Source organism: Streptomyces mabaensis (genome assembly GCF_053763515.1).
Map to the genome: position 1 here is coordinate 1 of NZ_JBSOPZ010000065.1, position 18553 is coordinate 18553.

General features: G+C 72.6%; 17 protein-coding genes and 1 pseudogene. 9 read left to right on the forward strand and 9 right to left on the reverse strand.

Annotation, left to right across the window (positions count from 1 at the left end; genetic code table 11):
• Positions 1-77: 77 nt before the first annotated feature.
• The 3 genes and pseudogenes from ACWV17_RS32980 to ACWV17_RS32990 form a co-directional block, all read right to left on the reverse strand.
• Positions 78-1041 (reverse strand): annotated as a pseudogene (locus ACWV17_RS32980) (endonuclease/exonuclease/phosphatase family protein).
• 253 nt (positions 1042-1294) lie between these two features.
• Positions 1295-1918 (reverse strand): TetR/AcrR family transcriptional regulator, encoded by a 624-nt coding sequence (locus ACWV17_RS32985; RefSeq protein WP_455357421.1) that lies wholly within the window; start codon positions 1916-1918, stop codon positions 1295-1297.
• Positions 1919-2054: 136 nt separating this feature from the next.
• Positions 2055-3668 carry an MFS transporter gene (locus ACWV17_RS32990; RefSeq protein WP_455362547.1) on the reverse strand — a complete coding sequence of 538 codons (1614 nt, stop codon included), beginning with the start codon at positions 3666-3668 and terminating at the stop codon, positions 2055-2057.
• 156 nt (positions 3669-3824) lie between these two features.
• Between ACWV17_RS32990 and panB the strand changes: the two genes are divergently transcribed.
• The 3 genes from panB to ACWV17_RS33005 all read left to right on the forward strand — a co-directional run bounded on the left by panB (position 3825) and on the right by ACWV17_RS33005 (position 6740).
• Complete coding sequence (gene panB / locus ACWV17_RS32995; protein ID WP_455362548.1) at positions 3825-4727, forward strand: 3-methyl-2-oxobutanoate hydroxymethyltransferase; 903 nt, start codon at positions 3825-3827, stop codon at positions 4725-4727.
• A gap of 127 nt (positions 4728-4854) precedes the next feature.
• Complete coding sequence (locus ACWV17_RS33000; protein ID WP_455362549.1) at positions 4855-5904, forward strand: ATP-binding cassette domain-containing protein; 1050 nt, start codon at positions 4855-4857, stop codon at positions 5902-5904.
• Positions 5901-6740 carry an ABC transporter permease gene (locus tag ACWV17_RS33005; RefSeq protein WP_455362550.1) on the forward strand — a complete coding sequence of 280 codons (840 nt, stop codon included), beginning with the start codon at positions 5901-5903 and terminating at the stop codon, positions 6738-6740. The genes ACWV17_RS33000 and ACWV17_RS33005 overlap by 4 nt, the downstream gene beginning before the upstream one ends.
• Before the next feature lie 51 nt (positions 6741-6791).
• Here the strand turns inward: ACWV17_RS33005 and ACWV17_RS33010 are convergent, their stop codons facing one another.
• Positions 6792-10364: an AfsR/SARP family transcriptional regulator gene (locus tag ACWV17_RS33010; RefSeq protein WP_455362551.1), complete on the reverse strand. Its 3573-nt coding sequence runs from the start codon at positions 10362-10364 to the stop codon at positions 6792-6794.
• A 91-nt stretch (positions 10365-10455) separates the two neighbouring features.
• Between ACWV17_RS33010 and ACWV17_RS33015 the strand changes: the two genes are divergently transcribed.
• The gene (locus tag ACWV17_RS33015; protein ID WP_455362552.1) at positions 10456-11250 is read left to right on the forward strand and encodes a site-2 protease family protein; all 795 of its coding nucleotides are present in this window, start codon (positions 10456-10458) and stop codon (positions 11248-11250) included.
• A 9-nt stretch (positions 11251-11259) separates the two neighbouring features.
• Here the strand turns inward: ACWV17_RS33015 and ACWV17_RS33020 are convergent, their stop codons facing one another.
• The gene (locus tag ACWV17_RS33020) at positions 11260-11448 is read right to left on the reverse strand and encodes a hypothetical protein (protein WP_455357414.1); all 189 of its coding nucleotides are present in this window, start codon (positions 11446-11448) and stop codon (positions 11260-11262) included.
• 101 nt (positions 11449-11549) lie between these two features.
• Positions 11550-12290, reverse strand: coding sequence for an NADPH-dependent F420 reductase (gene npdG, locus ACWV17_RS33025; RefSeq protein WP_455362553.1), 741 nt, complete (start codon positions 12288-12290; stop codon positions 11550-11552).
• A gap of 74 nt (positions 12291-12364) precedes the next feature.
• Between npdG and ACWV17_RS33030 the strand changes: the two genes are divergently transcribed.
• On the forward strand, positions 12365-12997 hold the full coding sequence (locus ACWV17_RS33030) for a hypothetical protein (RefSeq protein WP_455362554.1): 633 nt from the start codon (positions 12365-12367) through the stop codon (positions 12995-12997).
• Between the two features lie 18 nt (positions 12998-13015).
• Here ACWV17_RS33030 and ACWV17_RS33035 read toward each other — a convergent pair whose 3' ends face one another.
• Positions 13016-13249, reverse strand: a complete 234-nt coding sequence (locus ACWV17_RS33035; RefSeq protein ID WP_455362555.1) for a hypothetical protein — start codon at positions 13247-13249, stop codon at positions 13016-13018.
• Between the two features lie 58 nt (positions 13250-13307).
• On the opposite strand from ACWV17_RS33035, the gene map reads away from it, so the two are divergent.
• Together map and ACWV17_RS33045 are read left to right on the forward strand one after the other, a co-directional pair.
• The gene (gene map, locus ACWV17_RS33040; protein WP_455362556.1) at positions 13308-14165 is read left to right on the forward strand and encodes a type I methionyl aminopeptidase; all 858 of its coding nucleotides are present in this window, start codon (positions 13308-13310) and stop codon (positions 14163-14165) included.
• A gap of 97 nt (positions 14166-14262) precedes the next feature.
• Positions 14263-14910 carry a biliverdin-producing heme oxygenase gene (locus ACWV17_RS33045; protein ID WP_455357409.1) on the forward strand — a complete coding sequence of 216 codons (648 nt, stop codon included), beginning with the start codon at positions 14263-14265 and terminating at the stop codon, positions 14908-14910.
• A 47-nt stretch (positions 14911-14957) separates the two neighbouring features.
• On the opposite strand, the gene ACWV17_RS33050 is transcribed toward ACWV17_RS33045, so the two are convergent.
• Positions 14958-15647, reverse strand: coding sequence for a PhzF family phenazine biosynthesis protein (locus tag ACWV17_RS33050; protein ID WP_455362557.1), 690 nt, complete (start codon positions 15645-15647; stop codon positions 14958-14960).
• Positions 15648-15720: 73 nt separating this feature from the next.
• Here ACWV17_RS33050 and ACWV17_RS33055 point away from each other — a divergent pair, with 73 nt between their 5' ends.
• Positions 15721-16710 carry a hypothetical protein gene (locus ACWV17_RS33055; protein WP_455362558.1) on the forward strand — a complete coding sequence of 330 codons (990 nt, stop codon included), beginning with the start codon at positions 15721-15723 and terminating at the stop codon, positions 16708-16710.
• 63 nt (positions 16711-16773) lie between these two features.
• On the opposite strand, the gene ACWV17_RS33060 is transcribed toward ACWV17_RS33055, so the two are convergent.
• Positions 16774-17517: a bifunctional DNA primase/polymerase gene (locus ACWV17_RS33060; protein ID WP_455362559.1), complete on the reverse strand. Its 744-nt coding sequence runs from the start codon at positions 17515-17517 to the stop codon at positions 16774-16776.
• Between the two features lie 159 nt (positions 17518-17676).
• Here ACWV17_RS33060 and ACWV17_RS33065 point away from each other — a divergent pair, with 159 nt between their 5' ends.
• Complete coding sequence (locus ACWV17_RS33065; RefSeq protein WP_455362560.1) at positions 17677-18483, forward strand: glycerophosphodiester phosphodiesterase; 807 nt, start codon at positions 17677-17679, stop codon at positions 18481-18483.
• Positions 18484-18553 lie beyond the last annotated feature (70 nt).

Here is an 18553-nt window from a genome sequence, read left to right on the forward strand (position 1 = left end):
CCCCCCCCCCCCCCCCCCCCCCCCCCCCCCCCCCCCCCCCCCCCCCCCCCCCCCCCCCCCCCCCCCCCCCCCCCCCGTCACAGCTCCACGCGCGCCGCGATCGGCAGATGGTCGCTGCCCGTCTCCGGCAGCGTCCACGACGACACCGGCGTCATGCCCTTGACCATGATCTGGTCGATCCGCGCCATCGGGAACGACGCCGGCCAGCTGAAGCCGAAGCCGTCGCCCGCCGCGCCCTGGGTGGAGCGCATCTGCGAGGTGACCGGGGACAACGCCCGGTCGTTCATCGTGCCGTTGAGGTCACCCAGGAGGATGACCCGCTGCAGCGGGTCCCGCACGATCGCGTGGCCCAGCGCGTCCGCGCTGTCGTCACGCTGGTGGGCGGTGAAGCCGGCGTTGAGCTTGACCCGTACCGACGGCAGATGCGCGACATACACCGCGACCGGCCCCTGCGGGGTCTGCACGGTCGAGCGCATCGCCCGGACCCAGCCCAACTGGATGTCCACAGGCCGGGTGTCGCTCATCGGGTACTTGCTCCAGAGCCCGACCGTCCCCTGCACCGCGTGGTACTTGTACGTCGGCGCCAGCGCGCTCTCGTACGACGCCACCGCGCCCGCCTTCAGCTCCTCCAGCGCCACCACGTCCGCGCCCGAGGCCGCGACCTTCTTCGCCGTGCCCTCGGGGTCGGGGTTCTCGGCGTTGACGTTGTGCGTGGCGACCGTGAGGTTGCCGCCGCCGCCCGACTTGCCGGTGACCAGCCCGCCGAACAGATTCAGCCATACGACGGCCGGCAGCAGTACGGCGACCAGCGCGGTCGCCGAGCGCCGTACCAGCGCGAGGACCAGCAGCAGGGGCACGGCGACGCCGAGCCACGGCAGGAACGTCTCCGTCAGACTGCCCAGGTTGCCGATGGTGTTGGGGATCTGCGCATGGAAGATCATCAGCAGAGCGGTGAGCACGGCGAGGATCGCCAGCAGGATTCCGCGTCTCCAGATCCCGCGGTCGCGCCGCAGACCGTCCAGCAGGCGCCGGAAGCCGGATCCGGTGCGCTCGGGCCCCGAGCTGCCGTTCCCCGTCTCCGTCATGTACGCCTGCGCCATACCGCTGCCCTCACTGCCTTGCCTCGCACACCATCTCGCCCCCTGACCCTAGGGGATGAGCGGTCACTTTCCCCGCCGTCTGAACGGCCGTACTGCCACGAGGACGAAGGGGCGGCGCCGGGAGTTCCGAAGGTGCCGGTCAGGGCGTCGGCTGTGACAAAACGCGCATATTCAGAAGCAGATGAGGATCCCGGTCAGGGGCGCGGCCGGAGCCCCGCCAGCACGGCGTCGACGATCCGCTCGGCGAGGTCGTCGTCGAGCGGGCCGTCCGGGCGCAGGACCGTGCGTACCAGCATGGGCCCGACCACCAGGTCGCCGACCAGGTCGAAGTCCAGGTCCGCCCGGACCTCACCGCGCGCGACCCCACGGCGGAGTACGTCGTCCAGCGCCTCCCGCCGGGCGGCGATCACGCGGTCCTGATAGTGCTGCCAGAGCTGCGGATAGCTCTGCACCTGGCCCAGCACACTGCGCAGCATCGCCGACGAACGCTTGGCCAGGCCGCGCCGGCGCAGGCCCTCCAGCAGCGCGATCAGATCGTCGCGCACCGAGGTGCCGGGGAGCGGCGGGTCCTCCTCCTCGACCGACCGCAGGACGTCGACGAAGAGGGCCTCCTTGCCCTCCCAGCGGCGGTAGATGGTGGCCTTGCCCACGCCCGCCGTCCGGGCGATCCGCTCGATGGACAGCTCGGCGAGCGGTACGCCGTCCTCCAGGAGGCGGACGACGCCCTCGATGATGGCGCGCTCGGCGGCCTCGCTGCGCGGCCGCCCGCGCGGAGCCCTGCCCCCGGCGGGCCGCTCCGGCCGGTCCTTCAGCGCCACGTCCGCCCGCCTCCCACATGTACGACGTACGACAATCGTCACGGAAGATTCTCGCGCGGCCCCGCCTCGGCCGGGGCGTCGGCCCCGGCCGGACCCGAGCCAGGGCTTCGACCCGGGCCAGGGCTTCGCCCCCGGGTCAGGGCTCCCGGACGGCGGCGGGGCTGCGGGGCGGCTCCCCGCTGCGCTCCATCCCGGGTGCCGCGGCAGGCTTCGCACCCCGGCCCGGCAGGAACAGCGCGACGACGACCGCGCCCACCACCGCGATGGCCGCCGCACCCAGGGCGGTGATGTGCATCGCGTGCACGAACGCGTCGTGCGCCGGGCCGACCAGCGCCTCGCCCGCCGGACCGAGCCGCTGCGCGGCCGCCAGGGTCGCCTCGACCGACTCCCCCGCCTCGTGACGCGCGCCCGGCGGCAGTGCGGTGAGGCTGTCGTCGATGTCCGAGCGGTAGAGCGTGGACAGCAGCGAGCCGAGGACCGCGACGCCCAGCGCGCCGCCCACCTGCCGGAAGGTGTTGTTCAGGGCGGATCCGGCACCGGCCTTCTCGCGCGGCAGGCTCTGCATGATCGCGACCGTGACCGGCGTCATGACGTGCGCCGAGCCGGTGCCCTGAAGGAAGAAGATCACCTCCAGCACCCAGATCGGGGTGTCCGTGCCCAGCAGCAGGAACCCGCTGAGCGTGACGACCAGCAGCAGCAGTCCCGCCGTACAGGTGACGCGCGCGCCGAAGCGCTCGACGGCCAGCCGGGCGCGGGGCGCGAAGATCAGCTGGGCCACGGCGAGCGGCAGGACCAGCAGGCCGGTCTCCAGCGGTGAGTATCCCCGCACGCTCTGGATGTAGAAGACGGAGAAGAACGAGACGCCCGTCAGCGCGAAGAAGACCAGCGCGATGGCGGCGACCGCGGCCGAGAAGGCGCGGTTGCGGAACTGCCGGACATCGATCGCGGGGTGGTCGCTGCGCCGCTCGTACAGGACGTAGACCGTCAGCACCACCAGTCCGCCGCCGAGGGTGAGCAGCACCTCGGGCGTGGTGAAGTCGGCGTACCGGCCGCCCGTGATGATCCCGTACACGAGCAGGACGAGGCCGGCGACGGACAGCAGTACGCCGACCGGGTCGAGCCGTCCGGGGTTCGGGTCGCGCGAGTCGGGGATCAGGACCAGCATCGCGATCACGCCGGCGATCACCAGGGGTACGTTGATGAGGAACACCGAGCCCCACCAGAAGTGCTCCAGGAGCAGCCCGCCGGTGATCGGGCCGATCGCGATCGCGATGCCGACGCCACCGGTCCAGATGCCGATGGCCTTGGGCTGTTCCTCGCGGTCGAAGACGTTCATCAGGATGGCGAGCGTGGTGGCCATCACAAAGGCGCCACCGACGCCCATCACCGCGCGGTACGCGACGAGCGCGCCCGGCGATCCGGAGAACGCGGCGAGCGCCGAGCCGGCGCCGAAGACCACCATGCCGAAGATCAGGGCCTTCTTGCGGCCGAACCGGTCGGCGAGCAGCCCCGCCGTGAAGAGGAGGCCGGCGAAGACGAGGGTGTAGGAGTTGATGGCCCACTCCAGCGCGCTCTGCGAGGCGCCCAGGCCGTGCGGCGGAGGGGTCGCGAGGGTTCTCATCGCGACATTGAGGATCGAATTGTCCAGCACCACGATCAGCAGGCTGAGGATCAGCACCGCGAGGGTCGCCCAGCGGCGCCGGTGCACGAGGTCGGAAACGGGTGAAGCGGCGGGTCGGCCGGTGGTCATGGAGTGAGCTTAAATCATTTCCGATACGGCGCCGTCTCGTATCGGAAGGCTTTGGCTCAGTGTCCCCCTTTCGCCTCCGGCCGACCGGATGCCACCATGGGGGTGAGTCCGGGGACGCCGTGAGGGCGCCTCGAGATGACACAAGGAGCCATCGCAATGACGCACGCCGTCACGCCTGCCATCGTTCCCCCCGCGCAGAACCCGCCCGCCCAGGACACGCCGGCCGACAGCAGCGGCAAGGCGCTGTACGGGGGCAAGAGCAACCGGCGCATCACCGTCCGCGACCTCACCGCCGCCAAGGAGCGCGGCGAGAAGTGGCCGATGCTCACCGCCTACGACGCGATGACCGCCTCCGTCTTCGACGAGGCCGGCATCCCGGTCATCCTGGTCGGCGACTCCATGGGCAACTGCCACCTCGGTTACGACACGACCGTGCCCGTCACCCTCGACGAGATGACCATCCTGTCGGCGGCGGTGGTACGCGGCAGCCGACGCGCCCTGGTCATCGGCGACCTGCCCTTCGGCTCGTACCAGGAAGGCGCCGTCCAGGCGCTGCGCAGTGCGACCCGGCTGGTCAAGGAGGCCGGCGTCGGCGCGGTGAAGCTGGAGGGCGGCGAGCGCTCGCTGCCCCAGACGGAGCTGCTGGTGCAGTCCGGCATCCCGGTCATGTCGCACCTGGGCCTGACCCCGCAGTCCGTGAACGCCATGGGCTACCGGGTGCAGGGCCGCGGCGACGAGGCGGCGCACCAGCTGCTGCGCGACGCGAAGGCGGCGCAGGACGCGGGCGCGTTCGCGGTCGTCCTGGAGCTCGTACCGGCCGAGCTGGCGGCCGAGGTCACCCGCTCGCTGCACATCCCGACGGTCGGCATCGGGGCCGGCGCCGAGTGCGACGCCCAGGTGCTGGTCTACACGGACATGATGGGCCTGACGGGCGGAAAGATGCCGCGCTTCGTCAAGCAGTACGCCAACCTCCGCCAGACCATGGGCGACGCGGCGAAGGCCTTCGCCGAGGACGTCGTCGGCGGCGCGTTCCCGCAGGCGGAGCACGCCTTCCACTGACCATCGCGGTGGAACCGACAGCCCGCCGATTTCCCCCGTCGGCGGGCTGTCGCCGTGTGCCGGTGGTGTCGGCGGCGTGTCGGCGGTCTGTCGGTGGGCTGTCGGTGGGGGCTGGTCCCCTTGGGGCATGACGCGAATCGGCAAGAATCCCCGGCACAGCGGCCACGCCGTCGAAGTACGGGGCCTGGTCAAGCACTACGGCGAGACGAGGGCCCTCGACGGGGTCGACCTCGACGTACGCGAGGGCACCGTCCTCGGCGTACTCGGACCCAACGGCGCCGGCAAGACCACCCTCGTCCGCTGCCTGTCCACCCTGATCACCCCCGACGCCGGACACGCCACCGTCGCCGGCTACGACATCGTGCGGCAGCCCCGGCAGCTGCGCCGCGCCATCGGCCTCACCGGCCAGTACGCCTCGGTCGACGAGAAGCTCTCCGGCCGGGAGAACCTGTACATGATCGGACGGCTGCTCGACCTGCCCCGCAAGGAGGCCCGCAGGCGCGCCGACGAGATGCTGGAGCGCTTCTCGCTCGGCGACGCCGCCACCCGGCCCGCGATGCAGTACTCGGGCGGTATGCGCCGCCGTCTCGACCTGGCCGCGTCCATGATCGGACAGCCGTCCGTGCTGTACCTGGACGAGCCGACGACCGGACTCGACCCCCGTACCCGTAACGAGGTGTGGGACGAGGTGCAGCGGATGGTCTCGGAGGGCGTGACCGTGCTGCTCACCACGCAGTACATGGAGGAGGCCGAGCGGCTCGCGAGCGAGCTCACGGTCATCGACCACGGCAGGGTGATCGCCCATGGCGCGGTGGACGAGCTGAAGGCGAAGGTCGGCGGCCGGACGCTGCAGGTCCGGCCGGTGGATCCGGCCCACCTGCCCGCGATGGCGCAGGCGCTGACCGAGGCGGGCCTGGACGCGCTCTCTTTCCACCTGCGCAGTGCGGGCGCGACGGCCGTCCCGGACGACGGGCTGCTCCACGTGCCGATCCTCAGCGACGAGCAACTGACCGCCGTGGTCGGGCTGCTGGGCGCACGCGGCTTCGGCATCGCCGGCATCGGCACCCACCTGCCCAGCCTGGACGAGGTGTTCCTGGCCATCACCGGCCGGAAGACCGACGCCGGAGCCGCTCGGGGCGAGATCGACGACGACACGTACGAGGAGGTCGCGGCATGAGCGCCGTCACCATGGATGCGCCCACGTCCGCCCCGCGGGCACTCCCCGGCGAGGGCCGGATCGGCCTGCGGGCCCACGCCCGGCACATCGGCGCCCTGACGCGGCGTAATGCCCTGCAGATCAAGCAGGACCCGTCGTCCATGTCCGACGCCGTGCTGATGCCGGTCGTCATCAGCCTGCTGTTCGTGTTCGTGTTCGGCGGATCGGTCGGCCAGGCACTCGGAGGCGACCGTGACACGTATGTGAACTACGTGCTCCCCGGGCTGATGGCCATGTCGGGGCTGAACATCGCCATGGCGGTCGGGACCGGCGTCAACGACGACCTCGCGAAGGGGGTGATGGACCGGTTCCGCAGTATGCCGATCGCCCGGTCCTCCGTCCTCGTCGCGAAGGTCGTCGTCGAGACCGGCCGGATGCTGATCGCCACTTCGATCCTGCTCGGCATGGGGTTCGCCCTCGGCCTGGAGATCCGCACCTCGGTCGTCGGACTGCTGGCCGCCGTCGCCCTGTCGATGGTGTTCGGCGCCTCGCTGATGTGGCTCTTCATCCTGCTCGGAATGGCCATGAAGACGGCCCAGGCCGTCCAGGGGGTCGCCATGCTCGTCCTGATGCCGCTGCAGTTCGGCTCGTCGATCTTCACCCCGCCGGCGACGATGCCCGGCTGGCTGGAGGCCTTCACCGACTACAACCCGCTGTCGAACCTCGCCGACGCGGCGCGGGGTCTGATCAACGGCGGGCCGGTCGCCGACTCCGTGTGGATGACGCTCGCCTGGTCGGCCGGCATCACCCTGGTCACCGCCCCGCTGGCGGTGGCGAAGTTCCGCAGGAAGACGTGACCGGCGCCGGAGCGCGTGCGGCGGCGTGAGACCAAGCCATCGGCAGTGGCGTCAGACGAGGGCGGCGGCCTCCTCCAGGGACAGCCCGCCGCCCTCGGCGTGCGCCGCCCCGAACGCGGCGTCGCCCAGCGCGGCGCGCGCCATGTCCTCGGCCCACGCCCGGTTCTCCCGCTCCAGCGACGTCTCGACGTGTCCGGGCGGCAGGTGGACCCGCTGCGCGCCGAGCAGCCGGGCCGCGTCGCGCACCTGCCGCGCGCCGCCGAGCGCGGCCAGCGAGACGGCCGCGTTCATCAGGTACATCGCCGGCATCTGCGGGGCGACCATCGCGACCAGCGGATCCTTCGCCCGCTCCAGCGCCTCGCGCAGCTTCGCCAGGGCCTCTTCGTACCGGCCGTCCAGGTTGTCGAGCCAGCCGAGGAGGCCGAGCACGATGCCGTCGAAGACGGCGAACGCGCCGTAGCTGAACTCCTCGCGCAGCAACTGCAGCTGCTGCCTCGCCTCGCCCGTACGGGAGGTCCGGCCGAGCCGCATCGCCAGGAACACCCGGGCGGCGGGCATCGCCTCGTGGCTCGCGCGAGGCCGCCCCTCGGCCAGGACCTCGCGGATGATCGCCTCGCCCTCCTCGCCCTCCCCCGACTCCGCCAGTACGCCGGCCAGCCGTACCCGCAGCAGCGAGGCCTGGGCATGCGCGCCGAGCCGCCGGGCGCAGTCGATGGAGGCGCGGAAGTCCACGGCGGCGCGGGCGAACTCGCCGCGCCGCTCGTACGCCTCGCCCCGCGCGGACAGTGCCTCCGCAACCCCCCAGTCGTCCCCGAGCCCGGTGTAGAGCGCCAGGCTCTCCTCGGCGTCCCGCTCGGCGTCGCCGGCCCAGTTGCTGCGGTTGGCGAGTACGTTGGCGCGCAGTTGCAGGGCCGTGGCCAGCTCCCACGGGTAGTCGAACGCGCGGCAGGCGTCGACGGTCGCGTCGAGGACCTCGCGCAGCCGGCCGGGGTCCCCGCCCAGCATGACTGCGTAGATCCACAACGATCCGGGGTTGCGGCAGGTCTGCGGCAGCCCTGGGCGGTAGGCGGCCAGGACTCCCTCGATCTGCGCGCGGGTGGCGGGGGCGTCCCAGGGCTCGTACGCCTGGTCCCGGGACGCCATCTGGATCAGCCGGGCCGAACGCCGGGCCTCCTGGAGCAGCTCCGGCGGCATGGGCGGCGGGGCGTCCGTACAGCGGGCGTGCAGTGCGGGCGCGGGGACGACGGGCGCGGCGAAGGGGTCGGGGCCGAGGCCGGCGGCCGCCTCGGACCAGTGCCGCGCCTCGGTGCGGAGGTCGCGCACATGCCAGTACCAGGAGAGGGAGAGCAGCAGGCACAGGGTCTCCTGCTCGTCCTGGGCGGCGACGGCCCTGCGCAGCGCGGTGCGGAGGTTCTCGTACTCGACCTCTATGCACGCACCGGCGGTCCGCTGCTCGGGGCCGCGCAGCAACGGATCCGTGGTGCGGGCGAGTTCGCGGTAGTACACCAGGTGCCGCCGCTCGGCCGCCTCCCGCTCGCCGGCCTCACCGAGCCGCGCGGCGGCGTACTCGGCGACGGTCTCCAGCAACCGGTAGCGCATGCCGCCGCCGGCGGAAGGGGCGGCGACGACAAGGGACTTGTCGACGAGCGACCCGAGCAGGGAGGCGACATCACGCGGATCCACCCCGCCCGCACCCGTGCCTGCGGCGAAGTGGCCGCCGCCGGTACCGGCATCCGGCGCCGCGCCACCGACTGCGCCCGGCCCGCGCCCGGCACCTGGAGTGGCGGGGTACGGGCCCGTGGCCCTGCCCGAGGCGTCGCCGGCGGGGCCGTAGCCGGTTCCGGCGGACGCACCCGCGCCTGCGGCGTGGCGGTCGCCGGCCGAGGCGGCGCCGGCGTCCGGGCCGGGCTTCAGGGCGCAGACCTCTTCCGCCGCCGGCAGGTCGCAGTCGCCCGCGAAGACCGACAGCCTGCGCAGGACGGCCCGTTCGGACGGGTTCAGCAGGTCCCACGACCAGTCCACGACCGCCCGCAGCGTCTGCTGGCGCGGCAGTACCGTCCGGCTGCCGCTGGTCAGCAGCCGGAAGCGGTCGTCCAGCCGGTCGGCGATCTGGCGGGGTGTGAGCATCCGCAGCCGGGCGGCGGCCAGTTCGATGGCGAGCGGAAGCCCGTCCAGGCGGCGGCAGATCTCCGCGGCCGCGGCCGGATCGTCCTCGGTCCGGAATCCGGGACGCGCCGACGCGCCCCGGTCGGCGAGCAGCCGCAGCGCCATCGGGTCGGGCAGCGGTTCCACGGGACGTACGACCTCACCCGGCACCCCCAGCGGCTCACGGCTCGTCGCCAGGATCTGCAAACCGGGGCAGCGGGCGAGCAGCTCCTCGGCCAGCCGCGCCGCCGCGTCCACCACGTGCTCGCAGTTGTCGAGCAGCAGCAGCAGCTCGCGCCGTGCGCAGTGCTCGGTCAGCCGGACCAGCGCGTCGTCGCCGGACCGGTCCGCCATCGCCCGCAGTTCCTCCGCACCGGCCCCGCGCAGCACGGTCCCGCGCGCGCCGAGCGCGGACAGCACGGCCTCCGGCACGTTCTCCGGGTCGTCCACGGGCGCCAGCTCCGCCAGCCAGACCCCGTCCGGCCAGCGGTCGGCCGCGGCCTCGGCAGCCTCCTGCGACAGCCGGGTCTTCCCCGCCCCGCCGGTGCCGAGCAGCGTGACGAGCCGGGCCCGACGGAGGTCGCCCGCGATGGCGTCCATGTCGTCCGCGCGCCCGACGAACGTGGTGAGCCGGGCCCGCAGATTGCCGTACGGAGGCGGGCCGGCCTGCCGCCCGCCCCGCGCGCCCCCGCCGCCGTCGGCGTGGCCGCCACCCGGGCGCCCGGCCGCCGGCTCGGGCAGGTGCCCGTCCGGCAGCGGCTCGGGCGACAGCAACGCGGCGTGCAGCGCGCGCAGTTCGGGGCTCGGGTCCGCGCCCAGGGCGCTCGCGACGGCGCCGCGCACCTCCTCGTACGCCGTCAGCGCCTCCGCCGTACGACCGGCGTCGCGCAGCGCGCGGATCCGCAGGGCGTGCAGCGGTTCGTCGAGCGGGCGGTCGGCGCAGAGCGCGGTCAGCTCGGGCAGGACCTCTTCCGCGCCGCCCAGGGCGAGCACCGCGGAGAGGCGGCCGCGGCGCGCGGCCAGCCGTCCGGCCTCACACCGCGCGGCCCCGGCCGTACGGTCGGGCAGGTCGGCCAGCGCCGGGCCCCTCCACAGGGCCAGCGCGTCGTCGAAGAGCGCCACCGCCTTGGCGGCGTCACCGCCGTCCAGCGCCTGCGCGCCCTCCCCCGCCAGCCGCTCGAACCGGTGCAGGTCCACGTCGTCGGAGTCGGCGGCCAGCCGGTAGCCGCCCTCCCCCGAAATGACGGCCGCACGCCCCAGCGCCCGCCGCAGCCGGCCGACCAGGGCCTGCAACGCACCGGCCGCGTCGGCGGGCGGGTCGCCGTCCCACACCTCGTCGACGAGCACCCCGGCCGGCACGGTCCGCCCCGAGCGCAGCGCGAGCACGGTGAGCAGCGCACGCAGCCGTGCCCCGCCGAGGGGAACGGCCGTACCGTCGTCGTGGAGTGCCCGGGTGGTACCGAGCAGGCAATAGCGCACCGGCCCATTGTCCCCGGTGCCGGACGGGACTCCGACGTCACCGGTACGGTCGACCGCGCACCCCCGCCGCCCACCACCCGGGAGCCCGCTCATGGCCACTGCAGCAACCCGCAGCGACCGGCGGGTCAGTCCCGTCTTCCTGGGGATCGTCGCCGTCATGGCGGTCACCGGCTGGGCGGTGTGGACCGGCTTCTCCGCGCTGCCCGGCCTTGCCGTGTTCCTCTTCGTCACGGCCGCGTGGATCGTGTCGCTCTGTCTGCACGAGTACGCGCACGCCCGCACCGCGCTGCACGGCGGGGACATCTCCGTCGGCGCGAAGGGGTACTTGAGCCTGAACCCTCTCAAATACACCCATGCCGTGCTGAGCATCATCCTGCCCGTGCTCTTCGTGATCATGGGTGGCATCGGTCTTCCCGGCGGCGCCGTCTTCATCGAGCGGGGCCGGATCCGGGGCCGCTGGAAGCACAGTCTGATCTCGGCGGCCGGACCGCTGACGAACGTCCTGTTCGCGATCGTCTGCACCGCGCCGTTCTGGCTGGACGCCCTCGACGGCGTGCCGCTGATGTTCCGTTACGCGCTCGGCTTCCTCGCCCTGCTCCAGGTCACCGCGGCGCTGCTGAACTTCCTGCCGGTACCGGGCCTGGACGGGTACGGGGTGATCGAGCCCTGGCTGTCGTACAGGATCCGCCGCCAGGTCGAGCCGATCGCGCCCATCGGGCTGCTCGCCGTGTTCGTCGTCCTCTTCATCCCGGCGGTCAACCACGCGTTCTTCGACGGCATCCACGCGCTGATGCAGGCGCTCGGCGTGGGCGAGGTGGACACGTACTGCGGGCAGCAGGCCTACCGCTTCTGGACGGACCAGGACCCGCGCTGCCTCATGCGGTAGGCGGCTGCCTCAGGCGGTGGGCGTGGGAGCGTTCCGCTCGGCCTTCGCCCTGCGCAGGTAGTACCACGCCATGTTCGACGACAGGCCGGCCAGCAGTACCCACACGATCCCGAGGAAGCTGCCCCGGACGAAGGCCAGCACGGCCGCGGCCACGGCGAGGGCGCAGACGACAAGGGCGTACAGAGCAAGGCGGGGCATGGGGGTCGGCTCCTGTCCGGGGGCTTATCAGGTACAGCCCCTCCAGTGTCCCTCATGCCCCGGCCCCGGCTGTTCCGGCCGGCTGTCGCGGCCGGCCCGGCTCAGACGTCGGTCACGCGCAGGCCCGCGTGCGCCTTGTAGCGGCGGTTCACCGAGATGAGGTTCGCGACGAGCGACTCGACCTGGTGGGCGCCCCGCAGCCGGCCCGCGAAGACGCCGCGCATCCCGGGGATACGGCCGGCCAGCGCCTGGACGAGGTCGGTGTCGGCGCGCGCCTCGCCCAGCACCATCACATCGGTGTCGATCTCGTCGATCGACTCGTCCTGGAGCAGGACGGCGGACAGGTGGTGGAAGGCGGCCGTGACCCGGGAGTCCGGCAGCAGGGCGGCGGCCTGCTCGGCGGCGCTGCCCTCCGCCGGCTTCAGGGCGTAGGCGCCCTTCTTGTCGAAGCCGAGCGGGTTGACGCAGTCGACGACGAGCTTGCCCGCGAGCTCCTCGCGCAGCGACTCCAGCGTCTTGGCGTGCCCCTCCCACGGCACGGCGACGATCACGATGTCACTGCGCCGCGAACACTCGGCGTTGTCCGCGCCCTCGATACCGAGGCCCAGCTCGGCGGCGGCGGTGCGCGCCCGCTCGGCCACCCGGGAGCCGATGATCACCTTCTGGCCGGCCCTGGCCAGCCGGTAGGCGAGCCCGCGGCCCTGGTCACCGGTGCCGCCGAGAACGCCGACCACCAGGCCGGAGACGTCGGGCAGGTCCCAGGGGTCCTTCGCGGGAGCCTTCGCGGGCGTCTCCCCCGCGCTCGGGGTGGCCGCCGTGTCAGCACTGTCGGTAGAAGTCATGAGCCGACCTTACTTGCTGGTAGAGGCGCCGACTTCCGGACTCCGGGCAGGCCGGTACGGCAGGATGCGGAGCCATGGATGCCGTACGCGTCGCCCTGCTGCGTGAGGTCCTCGCCGGGACGGAGTGGCTCGGTGCCACCCGGCGGTTCGCCGGGGTACTCCGGTCGTCCGTCGTGCCGCACGGCGGCGGGCTGCTGCTGGTGGGCACCGAGCGGTACGAGCCGTGGCATCTGGCGGCCCACCTCGTGGACGAGTCCGCCTGGTCGGGGCTGCCCCAGCTGTCGCCGACGCTGGTACGCCACCGGGTGCTGCCCGGTGAGCCACCGCACCTGTCGGTCGGGCTGGGCAGGATCGAGGCGGCCCGGCGCGGGGAGACACTGCTGGTCGTGGCGCCCGAGCGGCCGGACGACGGGCTGCTGGAGCGGGTGCACGACGCCCGCCGGGCCGGGGCGACCGTCCTGTCCCTGGACGCGCTGGACGGCGCGGACCGTGAGCTGCACACGCTCGCGCACGACGCGCTGTCCGTGCCGCCGGCATCGCCCTCCGGGGCGGGCGGTGCGGATCTCGACCTCGACACCGTGCAGCACCTGGTCAGCGCGGCCGCCGGGGAGAACAGCATGCCCGCCCAGCGCGCGCCCCGCCGGTTCAGGGACCGGCTCTCGCGGCTGGCCGACCATCTGACCGCACCGCCGCCGGCCCGCTGGTAGCGGGCGCGCCCGGCCCGGTCAGGGCGCGCCGTCCTCCTCGCCGCGTCTCGCGTCGTGCCACTTGGGGTCGTTCTCCCACTCGAGGTTCCGCTCCCGCGCGGTCTCCATCGCGTGGTTCGCCTCCTCGCGGCTGGTGTAGGGACCGAAACGGTCCTTCGCCGGGCACTCGGGGCCCTCTTCGACCTTCTTGTGGGTGAGGCAGTAGTACCACTCGCCCGGTTTGCCCACCGTGCGCTTCTTGAACAGGGCCATGGTCGGCTCCTTTCTCTGCCGCCAGCCTGCCCGATCAGCGCTGGATACACTCGCTTCCATGTCTGGCCAGTCGCTGCTCGTACCAGGGGAGCTCTCTCCCACCCGTTCCGTCCCCGGAAACATCCGGCGTCCCGAGTACGTGGGCAAGCCCGCCCCCACGCCGTACACCGGGCCCGAGGTGCAGACCGCCGAAACGATTGAGCGCATGCGCATCGCGGGGCGGATCGCCGCCCGGGCGATGGGCGAGGCCGCGAAGCTCATCGCGCCCGGCGTGACGACGGACGAGCTGGACCGGGTCGCCCACGAGTTCATGTGCGACCACGGGGCCTACCCGTCCACCCTGGGTTACCGCGGGTACCCCAAGTCGTTGTGCTCCTCCGTCAACGAAGTCATCTGCCACGGCATCCCGGACTCCACCGTGCTCCGGGACGGCGACATCGTGAACCTGGACGTCACCGCGTACATCAACGGGGTGCACGGCGACAACAACGCCACCTACCTCTGCGGCGACGTCGACGAGGGGTCGAAGCTGCTCGTCGAGCGGACCCGTGAGTCGCTGAACCGCGCCGTCAAGGCGGTCCGGCCGGGCCGCCAGATCAACATCATCGGCCGCGTCATCGAGTCGTACGCGAAGCGTTTCGGCTACGGCGTCGTGCGCGACTTCACCGGGCACGGCATCAACTCGTCCTTCCACTCCGGACTGATCGTCCCGCACTACGACAGCCCGCACGCCACCACCGTCATGCAGCCGGGGATGACCTTCACCATCGAGCCGATGCTCACGCTCGGCACCCACGAGTACGACATGTGGGAGGACGGCTGGACCGTGGTGACGAAGGACCGCAAGCGCACCGCGCAGTTCGAGCACACGCTGGTGGTGACGGCGACGGGGGCGGAGATCCTGACGCTGCCGTGAGCCCGTCCGAGGAGTAAGGTTTTTACCGACAGACCGTCGGGAAGGTTACTTAGGCGCTCCTAAGTAACGTCCTGTCGCCCGGCCTCCGGAGGTCGTCTTGGATACCTTCTCCACGCTCATCCGTACCGCCTCGCACACGAAGCACGCGGAGGTGAACGGCTCGCGCTTCATGAGCGACCTGCTCGACGGGCGGCTCGGCCTCGACGCGTACACCCGCTACACCGAGCAGCTGTGGTTCGTCTACCGCGCTCTGGAGGACGCCGCCGAGTCGCTCGCGGACGACCCGGTCGCGGGGCCGTTCATCCGGCCCGAGCTGATGCGCGTGGCCGAGCTGGAGCGGGACCTGGCCCACCTGCGCGGTCCCGACTGGCGTGCGGGCGTGTCACCCCTGCCGGCCACGGCGGCGTACGCGGCCCGGGTGGCGGAGTGTGCGCGGACCTGGCCCGCCGGATACGTCGCCCACCACTACACCCGCTATCTCGGCGACCTCTCGGGCGGCCAGGTCCTGCGCGACAAGGCCGAGAAGACCTGGGGATTCGCGCGCAAGGGTGACGGCGTGCGCTTCTACGTCTTCGAGCGGATAACCAACCCGGCAGCCTTCAAGCGGGGTTACCGGGACCTGCTGGACGCGGTGAAGGCGGACGATCTGGAGAAACAGCGCATCATCGACGAGTGCAGGCGCGCCTTCGATCACAACGGCGCGGTGCTCCACGAACTGAGCCAGGAGTTCCGCCTCAGCGCCTGACGCCCGGCATCCCACCACGAGGGAGGGCCTGTCCGGCGGATCAGGGCCTAGCCCTGCGCCGCCCACCGGACCCGGCCGCCGATCTCGATCGTGCCGTCGGGGCCCGGTGCGGTCAGGATCTGCGACCCCCGCCCCTGCGTGATATTGAGCGCGCGGTTCAGCTCGGCGGTCAGGACCAGGGCCGCGGCGCCGGTCGCCTCGTCCTCCACGATGCCGTCGCCGCGCCGCGGGAAGGCCCGGGCCCGCACCCGGCCGGCGGCCTCGTCCTCCCAGGCCCAGGCGTACAGCCAGCCCTCCCCCGGCGGCGGGCTGGGCAGCGCGTCCACGTCGGCGGCGGTCGGGTACTGCTCCGTGCGGCGGCCCGCGGCCCACTCCGGGCGGGCGGTGATCCAGGTGAACTCGCCGTCGTCGCGCGCCCAGACCTCGCCGGCGGGCGGCAGCAGCTCCTCGACGTCCAGCAGCCAGGCCGCGCCGACGAGCGGATGCCCGGCGAAGGCCAGCCGGACGCCGGGGGTGTAGATGTCGACGATCCCGCGCTCGGGGTCGTCGACGAACACGGTCTCGCTGAAGCCGAGTTGGGCCGCGAGGGCCTGCCGGGACACCTCGTCGGGGTACGCGCGCCCGTCGCGCACGACACCGAGCGCGTTGCCGTGGCGGCCGTCGGGCCCGCAGAAGACCCGGAGCACGTCCAGTACGTCCGTTACGTGCGGTGCGTCGAGTACGTCGAGTTCGCTCACCCCGGCATTCAAGCACCTCGGCGCCCCGGTAGGGTTCGGACCGTCGTTGGCGCGAAGGAGCAGAAGAGTACGCATGAGCAGGCTGAGGCGGCTGGCCGGACTGACGGCCGCGGTGACGGTGCTGACAGGGACCGCGAGCGGGTGCGTGACGGTGCACGGCGAGCTGGAGGTCGTTCCGGCGGCGACGAAGGCTGAGGCCGCGCAGGCCCTGAAGGACTTCACCGACGCGTACAACAAGGCGGACCGGGCCTTCGATCCGGCCCTCGACGCGGGGCGGGTCACCGGCGCGCTCGGCGCCATCAACCAGGCGGGCCTGAAGGCCAAGGGCATCAACAACCCGAACGGCAACCCGCAGCACGTGCCCCTGGAGCTGACCGACGCCGCCTTCACGATCCCCAAGAAGGCGGGCTGGCCGCGCTGGTTCGTCGCGGACACCGACAGCAACCGCGACACCGACCAGGGCGCGCAGGACAACCGCTGGATGCTCGTCTTCGTCCGGGGCGGTGCCGACCAGTTGTGGGAGGTCGCCTATCTGTCGATCCTGACGCCGGACGAGATACCCGGGTTCAGGACGGACAAGGACGGCTTCGCGGAGCCCGTGGCGCCGGCCGACAGCGGCCTGGCGACGACACCGCAGGAGCTGAGCAAGCAGTACGCCGCGTACCTCCAGAGCGGCCGGCCCGCGGACTTCGTACCCGGGCAGCACACCACCCAGTGGCGGGCCGAACGCAGCAGGACCGCCAAGCGGCCGGGCATTTCCACCCAGTACGTCGACCAGGCGCTGGACACCGGGACGTTCGCGCCGCTCGGGCTGCGCACCGAGGACGGCGGGGCGCTGGTGTTCTTCGCCACCCGCCACTACGAGCAGCAGACGGCGGCCAAGGGCGTGCGCCTGCAGATCAGCCCCGATGTGAAGGCGCTGATGAGCGGCACGCTCACGAACACCGTCACCAAGGAGCGGGTCTCCAGCCAGGCCGTGTCCGTGCCGCCGATCGGCTCCGCCCGGCCCCAGGTGGCGTTCCTCAACCGTATCCAGGGACTCATCGGCGCGAAGGCCTCCTGACCGGCCGCGCTCTGGCCTTCCGTCAGCAGGCCGCCGCCGGCAGGCCGCCGCCGACGGGCTCCGTCAGCGGCCGAGCGGCCAGGCCACCGGGTGGTGCTCGTGGCCCTCGCCCGCGTACTGCGCGCAGGCGTCGGTCAGGGTCTCCAGCAGGGTGAGCGGGTCGGGCAGCGGATGCTCGGGCCCGCGCAGCCAGTCCACGCTCCGCTCGTCGGGCAACTGCGCCGGCGGTACGAGGACGTAGCTGCCGCGGCAGTGCCAGCGCAGCCCGGGGTGCTCGTCCATGGTCTCGGGATGGCAGTCCAGCTCACACGGCCACCACTCGTCCTCGTCCTCGGGCGTGCCGCGGGTGGCGGTGAAGAACAGCATCCGGCTCTGGCCGATGGCGGCACCCGATTCGGCGACCGGGCCCACCTCGATGCCGGCCTCCAGGAGGCGGGCCAGCGCCTTCCGCCCGGCCTCCAGCGGGACGTCGAGGACGTCGTGGACCAGGCCGGTCGCGGTGATGAAGTTGGCCTGCGGCTGATTGCGTGCCCAACGCTCGATCTGGGCACGATCGGTGGTGGACTGGGTCTGCCAGGCGAAGGAGACGGGATGCCGGGCTGGAGTGGGACAGCCGACACGGTCGCACGAACACCGGTAGCCCGCGGGGTGCGCGGCGGGGGCGAGCGGCAGACCTGCGGCGGCGGCGGACAGAAGCAGGCCCTCCCGTCCCGCGCCGGGATCGGCAGAGGGCTTCTGCCTGCGGCGCAGCCACTGGGAAATCCTGTTCTCCTCGCCGCGGTGGTAGCGGCCCGACTCAGCGCCCATGTATCCCCTTACCTCACCGTTGCACCGGCGGACCTTCACATGTTCCCACCATCCTGCGCCCCGGGTGACCGCACTCCCCAACCGGGGTACGTCCGATGAAGCCACGAGCCAGGTGTCATTGCTGCTCATATCCTGATTTCTCCGCCTAGCGTGATGCCCATGGTCACGAGGACTCTGCTGGCCGCCCTGATCGCCCTTTCCCTCGCGGGGCAGGCCAACACCCCGACACCGCTGCGCTGGAGCAGCCGCCCGGTGACATGGGACACGCTCCCCCGCATCGTGTACACGGCGCACCGCGGCGGAGCGCTGGAGGCGGTGGAGAACAGCATGTCCGCGCTGACCACCGCGTACGAACGGGGCACCGCGCAGGTCATCGACGCCGACACCCGGATGCTGCGGGACGGGACGCTCGTGGTGATGCACGACGCGACCCTGGACCGTACGACCACCTCCACCGGGCCGGTACGGGCACTTGACGCCCGGCAGTGGCGGGACGTACGGCTGCGGGTGGGCGGCGAGCGGCCGCCGACGGTCGACGAGGTGCTGGACCGTTTCGGCGGGCGGACCGTGATGATGCTGGAGGCCAAGGACCCGGACAGCCTCGGCAAGCTGGCCCGGGCCGTCCACCGCCGCGGGCTCGCCCGTTCGGTGCTGGTGAACACCAACCGGCCGGACGTCGCCCGGCGCGCGCACCACAAGGGGCTGACGGCTCAGCTGTGGCGCTCCGCGCGGCAGTTGCGGACCGACGACCCGCGCCGCTGGCGCAGCTTCGTGGACGTCCTCGACGTGGACCACCGGGCGCGCGACGCGGACCTGCGGCGGGCGGTGCGGTCCGGCATCCCGCGGGTGTGGGCGCACACGGTGAACACGCCGAAGGCGCGGGACCGGGCGTTGCGGCTCGGCTGCGACGGGATCATCACGGACGCTCCGGGTCTGCTGGCCCGTACGCCGATCGGCGAGCGCTAGGTGTTCTGTCCTGGGAGGTTGTGGACGGGTGAGCCAGGTCTCGGCTGAGGGATCTTGAACAGGTGAGGGC

Coding starts and splice junctions, on each gene's coding strand:
- ACWV17_RS33005 (WP_455362550.1), top strand. CDS start 5,901: ATGAGCGCCGTCACCATGGATGCGCCCACGTCCGCCCCGCGGGCACTC.
- ACWV17_RS32990 (WP_455362547.1), bottom strand. CDS start 3,668: ATGACCACCGGCCGACCCGCCGCTTCACCCGTTTCCGACCTCGTGCAC.
- ACWV17_RS33000 (WP_455362549.1), top strand. CDS start 4,855: ATGACGCGAATCGGCAAGAATCCCCGGCACAGCGGCCACGCCGTCGAA.
- npdG (WP_455362553.1), bottom strand. CDS start 12,290: ATGACTTCTACCGACAGTGCTGACACGGCGGCCACCCCGAGCGCGGGG.
- ACWV17_RS33060 (WP_455362559.1), bottom strand. CDS start 17,517: ATGGGCGCTGAGTCGGGCCGCTACCACCGCGGCGAGGAGAACAGGATT.
- ACWV17_RS33055 (WP_455362558.1), top strand. CDS start 15,721: ATGAGCAGGCTGAGGCGGCTGGCCGGACTGACGGCCGCGGTGACGGTG.
- panB (WP_455362548.1), top strand. CDS start 3,825: ATGACGCACGCCGTCACGCCTGCCATCGTTCCCCCCGCGCAGAACCCG.
- ACWV17_RS33030 (WP_455362554.1), top strand. CDS start 12,365: ATGGATGCCGTACGCGTCGCCCTGCTGCGTGAGGTCCTCGCCGGGACG.
- ACWV17_RS33035 (WP_455362555.1), bottom strand. CDS start 13,249: ATGGCCCTGTTCAAGAAGCGCACGGTGGGCAAACCGGGCGAGTGGTAC.
- ACWV17_RS33015 (WP_455362552.1), top strand. CDS start 10,456: ATGGCCACTGCAGCAACCCGCAGCGACCGGCGGGTCAGTCCCGTCTTC.
- ACWV17_RS33065 (WP_455362560.1), top strand. CDS start 17,677: ATGGTCACGAGGACTCTGCTGGCCGCCCTGATCGCCCTTTCCCTCGCG.
- ACWV17_RS33020 (WP_455357414.1), bottom strand. CDS start 11,448: ATGCCCCGCCTTGCTCTGTACGCCCTTGTCGTCTGCGCCCTCGCCGTG.
- map (WP_455362556.1), top strand. CDS start 13,308: ATGTCTGGCCAGTCGCTGCTCGTACCAGGGGAGCTCTCTCCCACCCGT.